17 protein-coding genes are annotated in these 12,356 nt (G+C 64.9%); 13 read left to right on the forward strand and 4 right to left on the reverse strand.

The annotated features are described in order from the left end of the window. Nucleotides 1-59 precede the first annotated feature (59 nt). Complete coding sequence (locus O1Y97_RS08225; RefSeq protein WP_108606899.1) at nt 60-977, forward strand: peptidylprolyl isomerase; 918 nt, start codon at nt 60-62, stop codon at nt 975-977. Between the two features lie 188 nt (nt 978-1,165). Next, nucleotides 1,166-1,798 carry a LysE family translocator gene (locus O1Y97_RS08230; RefSeq protein WP_318763698.1) on the forward strand — a complete coding sequence of 211 codons (633 nt, stop codon included), beginning with the start codon at nt 1,166-1,168 and terminating at the stop codon, nt 1,796-1,798. Between the two features lie 56 nt (nt 1,799-1,854). On the opposite strand, the gene O1Y97_RS08235 is transcribed toward O1Y97_RS08230, so the two are convergent. Further along, entirely contained in the window at nt 1,855-2,448 is a 594-nt protein-coding gene (locus tag O1Y97_RS08235) for a TetR/AcrR family transcriptional regulator (RefSeq protein ID WP_108609719.1), read from the reverse strand. Nucleotides 2,449-2,548: 100 nt separating this feature from the next. Here O1Y97_RS08235 and O1Y97_RS08240 point away from each other — a divergent pair, with 100 nt between their 5' ends. The 6 genes from O1Y97_RS08240 to O1Y97_RS08265 all read left to right on the forward strand — a co-directional run bounded on the left by O1Y97_RS08240 (nt 2,549) and on the right by O1Y97_RS08265 (nt 6,017). After that, nucleotides 2,549-2,782 carry a hypothetical protein gene (locus O1Y97_RS08240; protein ID WP_108606900.1) on the forward strand — a complete coding sequence of 78 codons (234 nt, stop codon included), beginning with the start codon at nt 2,549-2,551 and terminating at the stop codon, nt 2,780-2,782. 103 nt (nt 2,783-2,885) lie between these two features. Further along, on the forward strand, nt 2,886-4,127 hold the full coding sequence (gene argJ, locus O1Y97_RS08245; protein WP_183262428.1) for a bifunctional glutamate N-acetyltransferase/amino-acid acetyltransferase ArgJ: 1,242 nt from the start codon (nt 2,886-2,888) through the stop codon (nt 4,125-4,127). Nucleotides 4,128-4,134: 7 nt separating this feature from the next. Further along, nucleotides 4,135-4,908, forward strand: a complete 774-nt coding sequence (locus O1Y97_RS08250) for a GNAT family N-acetyltransferase (RefSeq protein ID WP_108606902.1) — start codon at nt 4,135-4,137, stop codon at nt 4,906-4,908. Nucleotide 4,909: 1 nt separating this feature from the next. Beyond that, the gene (locus O1Y97_RS08255; RefSeq protein WP_183262427.1) at nt 4,910-5,323 is read left to right on the forward strand and encodes a (deoxy)nucleoside triphosphate pyrophosphohydrolase; all 414 of its coding nucleotides are present in this window, start codon (nt 4,910-4,912) and stop codon (nt 5,321-5,323) included. A 103-nt stretch (nt 5,324-5,426) separates the two neighbouring features. Continuing rightward, complete coding sequence (locus tag O1Y97_RS08260) at nt 5,427-5,741, forward strand: hypothetical protein (RefSeq protein WP_108606904.1); 315 nt, start codon at nt 5,427-5,429, stop codon at nt 5,739-5,741. Between the two features lie 102 nt (nt 5,742-5,843). Further along, on the forward strand, nt 5,844-6,017 hold the full coding sequence (locus O1Y97_RS08265; RefSeq protein WP_108606905.1) for a Flp family type IVb pilin: 174 nt from the start codon (nt 5,844-5,846) through the stop codon (nt 6,015-6,017). Between the two features lie 21 nt (nt 6,018-6,038). Here O1Y97_RS08265 and O1Y97_RS08270 read toward each other — a convergent pair whose 3' ends face one another. Continuing rightward, nucleotides 6,039-6,911, reverse strand: a complete 873-nt coding sequence (locus O1Y97_RS08270) for a methyltransferase domain-containing protein (RefSeq protein WP_318763699.1) — start codon at nt 6,909-6,911, stop codon at nt 6,039-6,041. 55 nt (nt 6,912-6,966) lie between these two features. On the opposite strand from O1Y97_RS08270, the gene O1Y97_RS08275 reads away from it, so the two are divergent. The 4 genes from O1Y97_RS08275 to O1Y97_RS08290 are packed head-to-tail and all read left to right on the forward strand — an operon-like array spanning nt 6,967 to nt 9,346. Then, a complete protein-coding gene (locus O1Y97_RS08275; protein WP_318764171.1) occupies nt 6,967-7,752 on the forward strand; it encodes a ComF family protein in 786 nt (261 codons plus the stop codon). Nucleotides 7,753-7,778: 26 nt separating this feature from the next. Beyond that, nucleotides 7,779-8,042, forward strand: a complete 264-nt coding sequence (gene grxC / locus O1Y97_RS08280) for a glutaredoxin 3 (protein ID WP_108606907.1) — start codon at nt 7,779-7,781, stop codon at nt 8,040-8,042. A gap of 15 nt (nt 8,043-8,057) precedes the next feature. Beyond that, entirely contained in the window at nt 8,058-8,924 is an 867-nt protein-coding gene (locus O1Y97_RS08285) for a carbon-nitrogen hydrolase family protein (protein ID WP_318763700.1), read from the forward strand. Beyond that, nucleotides 8,921-9,346: a DUF1178 family protein gene (locus O1Y97_RS08290; protein ID WP_108606909.1), complete on the forward strand. Its 426-nt coding sequence runs from the start codon at nt 8,921-8,923 to the stop codon at nt 9,344-9,346. Before O1Y97_RS08285 ends, O1Y97_RS08290 begins: the two co-directional genes overlap by 4 nt. Before the next feature lie 239 nt (nt 9,347-9,585). On the opposite strand, the gene O1Y97_RS08295 is transcribed toward O1Y97_RS08290, so the two are convergent. Both O1Y97_RS08295 and ubiG read right to left on the reverse strand, forming a co-directional pair. After that, complete coding sequence (locus O1Y97_RS08295) at nt 9,586-9,927, reverse strand: MmcQ/YjbR family DNA-binding protein (protein WP_318763701.1); 342 nt, start codon at nt 9,925-9,927, stop codon at nt 9,586-9,588. Between the two features lie 83 nt (nt 9,928-10,010). Then, complete coding sequence (gene ubiG / locus O1Y97_RS08300) at nt 10,011-10,757, reverse strand: bifunctional 2-polyprenyl-6-hydroxyphenol methylase/3-demethylubiquinol 3-O-methyltransferase UbiG (protein WP_108606912.1); 747 nt, start codon at nt 10,755-10,757, stop codon at nt 10,011-10,013. A 274-nt stretch (nt 10,758-11,031) separates the two neighbouring features. Between ubiG and O1Y97_RS08305 the strand changes: the two genes are divergently transcribed. Beyond that, on the forward strand, nt 11,032-12,285 hold the full coding sequence (locus O1Y97_RS08305; RefSeq protein ID WP_108606913.1) for an aspartate kinase: 1,254 nt from the start codon (nt 11,032-11,034) through the stop codon (nt 12,283-12,285). The last annotated feature ends 71 nt before the right edge of the window (nt 12,286-12,356 follow it).

Genomic DNA, 12,356 nt, shown 5'->3' on the forward strand with positions numbered 1-12,356 from the left:
CAAATTCCGCCACATTCAGGTTGATTTGGAAGTGCGTCATCCCCCATCGGAGAGTTTAGATGTCTTTTTCGTTCCGTAGCGCCTCGCTTGCCCGCGTCGGGCTTGCAGCCGGGCTCGTGGCGCTGTCGTCGCTGCCTCTCGCCGCCCAGGAAGCTGCTGCGCCAGCAGCCCAGCCAGCGGCTCCCGCAGCGGCACCGGTAGATCCCAACACGATCGTTGCCACGGTCAATGGCCAGGACGTCACTGAAGCCGACATCTCGCTGGCCGAAAGCGACCTCGGCGCCCAATTTGGCCGCCTGCCGCCGGAGCAGCGCCGTGCCGCGGCGCTGTCGTCGATCATCGAAATCAGGCTGATGGCGGCCCAGGCCGTGGAAAAGGGTCTCGACAAGGACGCCGACTTCCAGCGCCGCATGGCCTTCCTCGACCAGCGCGCGCTGCATGGCGAACTGGTCGAAAAGGAAGTCGCGGGCAAGGTCACCGACGACGAGATCCGTGCCCGCTACGACAAGGAAATCGCGGCACAGAAGCCGGTCAACGAGGTTCATGCCCGCCACATCCTGGTCAAGACCAAGGAAGAGGCCGACGCCCTGATCAAGAAGCTGGATGGCGGTGAGGATTTCCAGAAGCTCGCCAACGAAAACACCACCGATCCGAGCGGCAAGACCTCGGGCGGCGACCTCGGCTTCTTCGGCCCCGGCCAGATGGTGCCGGAATTCGAGAAGGCGGCTCTCGCGCTCGAGGTCGGCGCCTACTCGAAAGAGCCGGTGCAGACGCAGTTCGGCTGGCACATCATCAAGGTAGAGGACAAGCGCTCGCAGCAGCCGCCGGCCTTCGACGCGGTCAAGGAAGAGGTCAAGTCGCTCGTCATCCGCGAGAAGTACATCGACCTGGTCAAGCAGATCCGCGCCGCCGGCAAGGTCGAAGTCACCGACCCCGAGCTCAAGAAGGCCATCGACGCCATCGACGCATCGAAGTAGGCCTTTTCAACTCGATTTCAGAAGGGCGGCGTCAGTCGGCGCCGCCCTTTTTTGTTTGCGACGCTCGCAGTTTGACCATCTGGCGCGTTCTCACCTCGCCGGTGGCTGAATGACGTTGGGTCCGATGGTCGCCAAATTGGGACTTCTCATGGGGGTTGAGCGGAGCACCCCGTTTCCAGGAGCATCGCATGCCGTCTGCCGACCTGATCCTCGCGTTCCTTGCCACGGCGGCAATCTTCGCCTTCATCCCCGGTCCGGCCATGCTCTACGCTGCGGCCCAGACGATGGCGCGCGGGCGCCGTTCCGGTTTCATGGCTGCATTGGGCATCCACATTGGTGGCTATGTGCATGTCGTTGCGGCTGCAGCCGGGCTGTCATTCCTGTTCCACGCGGTTCCGTGGCTCTACATGGCGGTCAAGCTTGCGGGCGCCGCCTATCTCGTCTGGCTGGGCATTTCGATGTTCCGCGGCCGCAAACAGGGCGATTTCGACCCCTCCGGCATGGGACAGAAGTCCGGCCGTCGTGCCTTCGTCGAGAGCGTTGCCGTCGAGGTGCTCAACCCCAAGACGGCCATCTTCTTCATGGCCTTCCTGCCGCAGTTCATCGACGCATCCGCGACTTTCCCGGTCTGGCTGCAGTTCCTCATCTTCGGAATTCTGGTCAACACCATGTTCACGGTTGCCGACACTGTCGGCGTTGTGCTGGCCGGCCTCCTGATCGGCCGCCTGCAGCGCTCGAGCCGGGCGCAAAGGCTTATGCGGCGCGCCGGCGGTGCAGTGCTTGTCGGTCTCGGCGTGCACGTCGCGCTCCAGCGCAGCTGAATCGCCCGGCGGCGTTGCAGCCAGTCTTCAGCGATGCCTCAAGCTTCAGCGATGCCTCAGGCCTTGATGCCGTTCACGATCATGCGGATCGCCCGGCGCAACGTGGCGTCGTCCTCATCCAGCCGGCCAGTCAGCAGGTGCACCCAGGCGTAGGAAGCGACCATGTCGGCGACCTGTTCGGGGTCGACATGTGCTGCGACCTCGCCTCGCGCCTTGGCCCGGGCGACGATCTTGCCGGTGTTGGCCCTGCGCCCGGCGGCATATTCGGCCAGCGCTTCGGCTGCTGAAGCATCCGACTGGGCCTCGGCCAGCAGAGAGCGGAAGATGCCGCCAGATGGCGTCTCGCGCCAGTGGACGAACAGGCTCCTGGCAAAGCCGAACAGGTCTTCCTCGATGCTGCCGGTGTCGGGATAGTCGATGTCGCGCTTCTGGCGCTGGTAGACCTCAAGCAGCAGCGATGCCTTGTTCGGCCACCAGCGATAGATCGTCGGCTTGCCGGCGCGGGCACGGCGCGCCACGGCCTCGATCGAGAATCCCGCATAGCCGTTTTCGATCAGCACCGCCTCGGCCGCTTCCAGAATCGCGTCGGCGCTTTCGGGGCTGCGCCGTGCGCCGATCGATTTCCGCGCCGCGTCTTGCTCAGTGCTCATCTCGTTCTCCGGTTCGTCGACAAATCCATACACCAGCTCTTGACGAAACGAAACGGCCCGTTTTATATAACGAAACGTTTCGTTCCGATGGAGATTGGAAATGACTGCCTCCCAAACCCGCTTTTCCCGCCCGCGCTTCGCCCTGATGGTCCTGATCGGTGTCTATCCGCTGATCACGGTCCTTCTTTACGTCGTCATGCCGCTGACCGATGGCTGGACGATCTGGCAGCGCACCCTGCTGATTGCGCCGCTGATGGTGGCGACGATGATCTGGGGGCTGATCCCCGCCGTCCAGCGGCTGTTCCGCGGCTTCCTCAATCCGGCGGTGCATTGAGGCTGGACCACGCCTTCGTGAGGTGAAACGCCTTGCGAAGCCTCGCGCTATCGGGCAAACGGTGCCAACCCTCACCGTTTCCCGAGCCCGCAGAGGTTCCCTGATGTCGACTGCCGTTTCCCCGCTTGCACCGAAAAAATATCCCAAGATGCCCGCCATCGATGGCGTCCGCATTGCCACTGCCGAAGCGGGCATCAAGTACAAGGGTCGCACCGACGTGGTGGCCATGGTGTTTGACGAAGGCACGGCGGCGGCAGGCGTCTTCACCCGTTCCAAGTGCCCCTCGGCACCGGTCGATTTCTGCCGCCAGAACCTTTCGGGCGGCAAGGCGCGTATTCTGGTCGTCAATTCCGGCAACGCCAATGCGTTTACCGGCAAGAAGGGCCGCGAGACCACCACGCTGACCGGCCAGGCCGCTGCCAAGGCCGCCGGCTGCACGCCTGGCGACGTCTTCCTCGCCTCCACCGGTGTCATCGGCGAGCCGCTCGACGCCGGCAAGTTCAGCCATTTGCTTTCCGGCATGGTCAAGGACGCCAGGTCCGACCAGTGGATCGAGGCCGCCAAGGCGATCATGACCACCGACACCTATCCCAAGGTGGTGACCGCGACGGTCAAGCTCGGCGACACCGACGTCACCATCAACGGCATCGCCAAGGGCGCAGGCATGATCGCGCCCGACATGGCGACGATGCTGTCCTTCGTCGCCACCGACGCGCCGATTGCCGCTGACGTGCTGCAGGACATGCTGTCGCGCGGCACCGCCAAGACCTTCAATGCGGTGACCGTCGACAGCGACACCTCGACGTCCGACACGCTGATGCTGTTTGCCACCGGGGCCGCGGCCAAGCGCGGCGCGCCGAAGATTTCCGATCCCAAGGATGCGCGCCTCGGCGCCTTCCGCCGTGCGCTCAACAAGATGCTCAAGACGCTTGCGCTTCAGGTCGTGCGCGACGGCGAAGGCGCGCGCAAGCAGGTCGAAGTCACCGTCACCGGCGCCAAGTCGGCGCGTTCGGCCAAGCGCATCGCGCTCTCCATCGCCAATTCACCGCTGGTCAAGACCGCCGTAGCCGGCGAGGACGCCAATTGGGGCCGCGTCGTCATGGCCGTCGGCAAGGCTGGCGAGCCGGCCGACCGCGACCTCCTGTCGATCTGGTTCGGCGACAATCGCCTTGCCCACAATGGCGAGCGCGACCCTGGTTATTCGGAAGCGGCGACCTCGGCCTACATGAAGGGTGACAACATCGTCATCCGCGCCGACATCGGTCTTGGCCGCGGCAAGGCGACGGTATGGACCTGCGACCTGACCAAGGAATATGTTGCCATCAACGGCGACTACCGGAGCTGACAGCAGCGTGAACCAGAACCGCCCGTCGCACGAACTCGCAATCGTCCGCCGCTATGAGGCGGCCGGCTTTCGCGCCTGGCCGGCGGCGGCGGTGCATTATGACGGCACCTGGCTGGTGCGGCTGACGGCAGGGCATCCGGCCAAGCGGCTCAACTCGGTCAACCCGCTCGACCCGGCCGACATCCGCAACATTCCCGACCGCATCGCCCGCGCCAGCCGCCGCTTCGAGGCCTATGGCCGGCCGCTCACCTTCCGCATGTCGCCCTTGTCGGGGCCGGCGGTCGCCGCCCATCTCGACCGCGAGCGCTGGAGCGTGTTCTCCGAATCGATGGTGATGCGCCTGTCGCTCGACGACGGTGTCGTCGAAAACGCCATGGACCAGATTCCGCTCAAGGACATCGGACGCTTCGTCAGCGCCTCGATGGCCGTTCACGGCCTCGACCCGTCGCTGAGGCCCGGCCTGTCCGAGATCATCGGCGCCATCCAGCCGGAAGCCGGCCTGTTCGTGCTCGAGCAGGACGAGCAGCCGGTGACGGCTGCAATCTGCGTCCACGACACCGACCTTGCCGGCCTGTTCGAGATCGCCACGACCGAAGCCGAGCGCGGCAAGGGCTTCGGCCACCGGCTGATCCTGTCGGCGCTCAAATGGGCACGCCTCAGGGGCGCGCGCCAGGCGTGGCTGCAGGTCGAAGCCGACAATGTCGGCGCCATCCGCCTCTACTCGAAGATGGGCTTCAAGGAAGTCTATCGCTATCACTATCGCCGCCCGCCGGAGGCCTGACTTGACCCAACAGGGAAAACGCCTGCTGCTCGTGGCCGCCTGCGCGCTCGTCGATGCCGATGGCCGGGTGCTTCTGGCCCAGCGGCCCGCGGGCAAGCAGCTTGCCGGCCTGTGGGAATTTCCCGGCGGCAAGGTCGAACAGGGCGAGACGCCGGAGGAAACCATCGTGCGTGAGATGCGCGAGGAGATCGGCATCGAAACCAAGATCGCCTGCCTCGCACCGCTGACCTTCGCCAGCCACACCTACGAAGACTTCCATCTGCTGATGCCGCTCTATGTCTGCCGCCGTTTCTGGGGCACGCCTGAGCCGCGGGAAGGCCAGGTGCTGAAATGGGTCCGGCCCAAGCAGATGCGCGATTACCCGATGCCGCCCGCCGACGAGCCGCTGATACCGTTCCTGATCGACCTGCTCTGACGCGTATCAGTCAGCGTTAAGTCAAAGTTTATCCAATCGTGAAAAATTGAGTGGCCGTCGCGTGCAATGTGCGGCGACATGGGTTTTCGCGGGGGACGTGCCTATGCAGGCTGACAAGGAGTGGGATCTCATCCGCCCCGAACGCCAGTCCTCGGCCGCCAGGGCCAGCGCCGGCATCTTGCGTGTCGCATTGCTGTTCGGCTTTGCGGCCGTAGCCTTGGCGCTCATCGCCACACCCTATCTCGACAGCCGCACGCGCCCTTGGATCGGGCAGGCGCGCTTCGACGGACTCGACTACACCGCGACAGGCTCCGTTGGCCGCAATGCCAGCTATACGCTGCGCCGCAGCGTCCTGCAGGACACACCGCAGGCGGTATGCGTCATTCACGACAACGGCCGCCGCAGCGGCCAGTGCTGAGGATGTGCCGCGTGCGCTTCACTGCACGTTAAGGCTATGCCATTAACCTTTCTTAATCTGTCGCCGCTATGGTTTTCCCAACGACACGGGTGGACGCGACCGATGATAAAGCGATTTCTGAGGGACGAGGGGGGTGCCACGGCGATCGAGTATGGCCTCATTGCTGCTCTGATTGCAGTGGTGATGGCCGGTGGCTTTTCGCAGATGGCAGAGCAGCTCAGGCTGCTTTGGGGCGACAACAACAAGGACATTCAGCAAGGCTTGAATAGGCATTGAACAGGCATAGCCTGAACCGGGCTATTTCTTGCCCTCATCGCCAAGCACCCTGGCGAGCGAAACCTGCGCCGACCCCGGCTTGAGCGGCTTTTGCTGCGACGGGTCTGGCGCCCATCCCGACAGCCAGACGAACGAAAAGCTCGCCCGCACGCGCCCGTCGGGATCGGAAAAGCGCTCGGCATAGATTTCGGCCGCGCGCTGGAACAATCGCCGCGTCGCCGGTTTTCGCGACCGGTCGGCGAGCGCGCTCGTTACGCCCATTGCCCGCAAATCCGCCATCAGCCCGAACATCGTGTCGTAGCGCACCGTTACCGTCTCGACGTCGGCCACGGGCAGGGCAAGTCCCGCCCGTTGCAGCAGCCCGCCGGCGTCGCGCACGTCGGTGAAGGGGATGACACGCGGGCTCGCCCCGCCGGTCAGCTCGGTTTCGGCCGCCAGCAGGCTTTCGCGCAATTCTGCAAGCGTTCCCGCACCCGCCAGCACACCCAGGAACAGCCCGTCCGGCTTCAGCGCACGCCTGATCTGGATCAGCTGGCCGGGAATGTCGTTGGCCTCCTGCAGCGCCAGCAGCGATACCGCGAGGTCGATGCTTGCCGGCTCGAGCGCAATGGTCTCGGGATCGGAGACGATGCCCGGACCGCCGCCGAGAAAGCTCTTGTCGGCCTCGACCCGGACCAGTTCGGCCACCTTGCCGCTGGCTGCCAGCACGGCTGTCGCAGCCGGGCTGACCGAGAAGATCGCGGCACCCCGTTCGAACTTGCGCTCCACCGCGGCCAGCCTGTCGGCCAGGTCTTCAGCGGCGCGCGCCATCAGGAAATCCGCGCCGGCAATGGCTTGCGCCACTGCGCGCCGGCGGTGGGCGATCACGAGGCTGGCGTCAAAGATCGGTTGCACGGGCGATGTCCTTCCTTGCCGGGTTTCTGTTATGGTCGCCCGACCCAAAACTGTCGTGGCCGATCCGATGCCGGAGATCAAGAGCCTCGCTTCCGCTGTCGCCGCCTGGCCGGCGCGCTTGTTGTTCCCGCCGGTTTGCGCCGGCTGCCGGCGACAGGTGACGCAGCCAGGCGCCTTGTGCGGTGCCTGCTGGCCCCGGCTTCGCTTCCTTGAAAAGCCATGGTGCGAGGTGATGGGCACGCCGTTTGCCCACGATTTCGGCGCCGGCTTCCTCTCCGCCGAGGCGATCGCCAATCCGCCGCCCTTCGCCCGTGCCCGCGCCGCCGTTGCTTATTCCGGTGTCGCCCGGCGCATGGTCCAGGGCCTCAAGTTCCACGACCGCACCGATCTCGCGCCATGGATGGCGCGTTGGATGCTGCGCGCCGGCACCGAACTGGTCGCCGATGCCGAGGTCGTGGTGCCGGTTCCGCTGCATTGGCGCCGCTTCTTCTGGCGCCAGTTCAACCAGTCGGCGGAGATTGCCCGCACTGTTGCCTCGCTTTCCAGCCTGCCTTTCGCGCCCACCGCCGTGCGCCGCGTCAAGCGCACGCGCCAGCAGATCGGTCTCGGCCAGCGCGAGCGCGAAGACAATGTCCGGGCAGCCTTTGTCGTTCCGCCCGAGGCGGAGATCGAAATCCGCGGCCGGCGGGTGCTTCTGGTCGACGACGTCTACACCACCGGGGCCACCGTTTCGGCCGTCACCCGGGCGCTCAAGAAAGGCGGTGCGCGTGGTGTCGACGTTCTGACCTTCGCGCGCGTGCTGCCTGGGGACTTCCGGCCCGACGATCCAGACCCTATATAGTCGACCAAGGACAACGGGTTTCTGTCATGGTCGATGTGACTATCTATACGCGCATGATGTGTGGCTACTGCACTGCGGCCAAGCGCCTTTTGGAGCGCAAGGGCGTTGCATTCACCGAGCATGACGCTAGCTTCTCGCCTGAGCTTCGGCAGGAAATGGTCTCGCGCGCCAACGGCCGCGCGACGTTCCCGCAGATTTTCATCGGCAACACCCATGTCGGCGGTTGCGACGACCTGCATGCGCTCGATGCGCAAGGCAGGCTCGATCAACTTCTCGCTGCCGGCGCATAGAGCTGAGGACGGACCATGGCGATTTTCAAGGCGGCAGCGGTGCAGATGCGTTCGGGCAAGGAGCCGGAGCGCAACGCCCGTGATTTCGAGGCCCTGGTGCGCGAGGCTGCCGGACAGGGCGCGACGTATGTGCAGACGCCCGAGATGACCGGCGCCATCGTCGGCGACAAGGATGCCCGTGCCACGGCCTTCACCTCGGAGGATCGCGACCTGATCGTGGCCACCGGCCGCAAGCTCGCTGCCGAACTCGGCATCCACCTGCATGTCGGCTCGACCGCCATCGTGCGGGCCGACGGCAAGCTCGCCAACCGGGCGTTCCTGTTTGGTCCTGACGGCGGCACGCTCGCCGTCTACGACAAGATCCACATGTTCGACGTCGACCTCGACAATGGCGAGAGCTGGCGCGAGTCCTCGGCCTACGAGCCGGGCACGGGAGCCGTCGTCGCCGACACGGCGCTCGCCAAGATCGGCTTTGCCATCTGCTACGACCTGCGCTTCCCGCAACTGTTCCGTGCCGAGGCGCTGGCCGGTGCCGAGGTGCTGACCGCGCCTGCCGCCTTCACCCGCCAGACCGGCCTAGCCCACTGGCATGTCCTGCTGCGTGCGCGCGCCATCGAAAACGGCGCCTTCGTCATCGCCGCTGGCCAGGGCGGCAAGCATGAGGACGGCCGCGAAACCTTTGGCCATTCGCTGATCATCGACCCGTGGGGCCGCATCCTTGCCGAGGCCGCCCATGACGAGCCCGGAGTCATCGTTGCCGAGATCGACACCCAGCATTCGGCCGATGCACGCAAGAAGATCCCCAATCTCAAGAATGCGCGCGAATTCAGCGTATCGCTTCGTGGCACGGGCCAGGGAGCGCTCCGGGGAGCCGCATCTTGATCCGCTTTTCCCTCCATTGCGACCGCGCGCATGACTTCGAGGGCTGGTTCCGCAGCAACGACGACTTCGAAACGCAGCGCAAGCGCGGTTTCGTCTCCTGTCCCGAATGCGGCTCGCAGAAGGTCGAAAAGGCACTGATGGCGCCAGCCGTCTCGACCTCGCGCAAGCAGGAAAAGGTCGCGCTCGCCATGGGCGAGCAGCAGCGCAAGATGATGGCAGCGCTCAAGGACCTGTCCGAGAAGGTGCGTGAAAACGCCGAGAATGTCGGCGACAAGTTCGCCGAGGAAGCGCGCAAGATCCATTTCGGCGAGACCGAGGCGCGCGGCATCTATGGTGCCGCGACGATCGAGGAGGCCAAGGGCCTTGCCGAGGACGGCATCGAATTCATGCCGCTGCCGGTTTTCCCCGACGACCGGAACTGACCGGGAGACGTTTCCTTCTCCCCCTGTGTGAGACGGCTATTACTTGCCACGCCCTAGGGTCTGGTGACTGACCTGCGCCCTTGTGGAGCGGAGAGTGTCGGGGATCCATGCCGTGACCTGTCCACCGCAATTCCGGTGCAGACCAGCTGCAAATCGCGCGCGCTCACGGACTGGCGTCGCGTCCCGCCACCCAAGGCTTGTTACAGAAGACCCCAGCTAGCGCCGAGAAACTCGCAACCTCACCCACCCGCCAGATCAAACGCCTTGCGCAACGTAACCGGCGCCATGTTGCGCCAGGCCGTCACCACCGCGCTGCGCAATGCCGCCTCGTCGGCTGCTGCCAGTGTCACGCGGGTCCAGCCCTGCTTGCCCCAGCCGCCGTCCACCGGCTGAAACAGTGCCGGTTCACTGCCACACACCATCTCCTGCTGGTCGCGCGTCAGCTTGACCACGGCGTTGCCGTCATCGGCCAAGGTGGCGAAGACACGGTCGCGGACGCGGAAGTCGGGCTTGCCGAAATGTGATTTCTCGGTCGCCGCGGGCAGTTCCAGGGCGATCCGTCTGACATCTTCAGGTGTCATGGCTCTCGATCCCGTCATGGTGAGCCCACAATGTCAGGGATCGCGGCGGGCGGCGCAAATTTGCGCGGCCCGTCGGTAAACCCTCAGGCCGCCTTTTCCGCCAGCACCATGTAGTTGACGTCCATGTCGCGGGATTTCTGCCAGCGGTCGGCCAGCGGGTTGTAGGTCACCCCGGTACGGTCGATGGTGGCGAGACCGGCACCGGTGAGCGCCTTGTCCAGTTCTTCCGGGCGCACCAGCTTGCCGTATTGGTGGGTGCCGCGCGGCAGCCAGCGCAGCACATACTCTGCGCCGACGATGGCGAGGCCGAGCGCCTTGAAGGTGCGGTTGATGGTGGCAACGAACATGATGCCGCCGGGCTTGACCATCTCGCCGCATTTCTTGACGAACAGCTCGACGTCGGCGACGTGCTCGACCACTTCCATGTTGAGGATGATGTCGAACTTTTCGCCCGCATCTGCGAGGTCTTCAGCCGTGGTGGCGCGATAGTCTACCGTCACGCCGCTTTCGGCTGCGTGGATCTTGGCCACTTCGATGTTGGTGGCCGAGGCGTCCGCCCCCACCACTTCGGCGCCAAGGCGGGCCATCGGCTCGCACAACAGGCCGCCGCCGCAGCCGATGTCGAGAATGCGCAGGCCCTCGAAGGGCCGCGCGGCATGGGTGTCGCGGCCGAAGCGTGCGGCGACCTGGTCGCGGATGTAGCCCAGGCGGATCGGGTTGAACTTGTGCAGCGGGCGGAACTTGCCGTTTGGGTTCCACCATTCGGCGGCGAGCGCCGAGAACCGCTCGACTTCTCCGGCATCGATGGTCGATGGGCGGGGATCTGGCATTGCTGTGGTCTCCTTCGAGCGCAAGGAAGTCGGGTCTGGCGCGGGGATTGTCAAGGCGACAATTCCGCTGCGGTTCGACAGTGCATCGAAATCCACGTGCCGACTTTGCGCGCCGGCAAAAAAATCGCGCTGATTTGTCTGGCCGGGCGTCCTTGCGGAATGCGCGTGTTTTGGCTATGCAGGCCGCGCATTCGACACCGTGTCGCAGACCGGTGTTTTCACTCATTTTCCGGCCCCTCGGGGCCGGCGTTTATGGCAAGGGCATTTCGCTTCTATGGCGCGCATCGTGATGAAATTCGGCGGTACGTCCGTCGCCGACATCGCCCGAATCCGCAACGTGGCGCGTCATGTCAAACGCGAGGTTGACGCGGGCCACGAGGTTGCGGTGGTGGTTTCGGCCATGGCCGGAAAGACCAACGAACTGGTCGCCTGGACCCGCGACGCATCGCCGATGCACGACGCACGCGAATATGACGCCGTGGTCGCCTCGGGCGAACAGGTGACGGCTGGCTTGCTGGCGCTCGCGCTACAGAACATCGGCGTCAATGCGCGGTCCTGGCAGGGCTGGCAGATCCCGATCAAGACCGACAACTCCCATGGTGCCGCCCGCATCCTCGACATCGACGGCTCGTTCCTGGTCAAGCGCTTCCAGGAAGGCCAGGTCGCCGTCGTCGCCGGCTTCCAGGGCATCGGCCCGGACAATCGCATCGCCACCCTCGGCCGTGGCGGCTCCGACACCAGCGCCGTCGCCATCGCTGCGGCGGTGAAGGCTGATCGCTGCGACATCTACACCGACGTCGATGGCGTCTATACTACCGATCCGCGGATCGAGCCCAAGGCGCGGCGCCTGTCGCGCATCTCGTTCGAGGAAATGCTCGAAATGGCCTCGCTCGGCGCCAAGGTGCTGCAGGTCCGGTCGGTCGAACTCGCCATGGTGCATCGCGTTCGCACCTTCGTGCGTTCTTCCTTCGAAGATCCGGATGCGCCCGGCATGGGCGATTTTCTCAATCCGCCTGGAACGCTCATTTGTGACGAGGAAGAAATCGTGGAACAGCAGGTCGTCACCGGAATCGCCTACGCCAAGGACGAAGCTCAGGTCTCGCTGCGCCGGGTCGCAGACCGACCGGGTGTTGCGGGCGGCATCTTCGGCCCGCTGGCCGAGGCCAACATCAATGTCGACATGATCGTCCAGAACATCTCGGAGGACGGCAAGTTCACCGACATGACGTTCACCGTGCCGTCGGGCGACGTCAACAAGGCGCTGGCCGTGCTCGAGAAGATTCGCCCCGACATCGGCTACGACGCCGTCCAGCACGACGAGGGCATGTCCAAGGTGTCGGTCATCGGCATCGGCATGCGCAGCCATGCCGGCGTTGCGGCCACTGCCTTCCAGGCGCTGGCTGCGAAGGGCATCAACATCCGCGCCATCACCACGTCGGAGATCAAGATCTCGATCCTTATCGACGGCCCGTATACTGAACTTGCGGTTCGCACTTTGCATTCCGTCTACGGTCTCGATAAGCAGTAGTATCAAGGAGTCGAGCGTCACCGCGTTGCCGGCGTGCAGCATGTGCCGTGCCGGGTCCAAACCATTGGAGA

It is taken from the genome of Aminobacter niigataensis (assembly GCF_946995915.1).
Taxonomy (GTDB): Bacteria; Pseudomonadota; Alphaproteobacteria; order Rhizobiales; family Rhizobiaceae; genus Aminobacter; species Aminobacter niigataensis.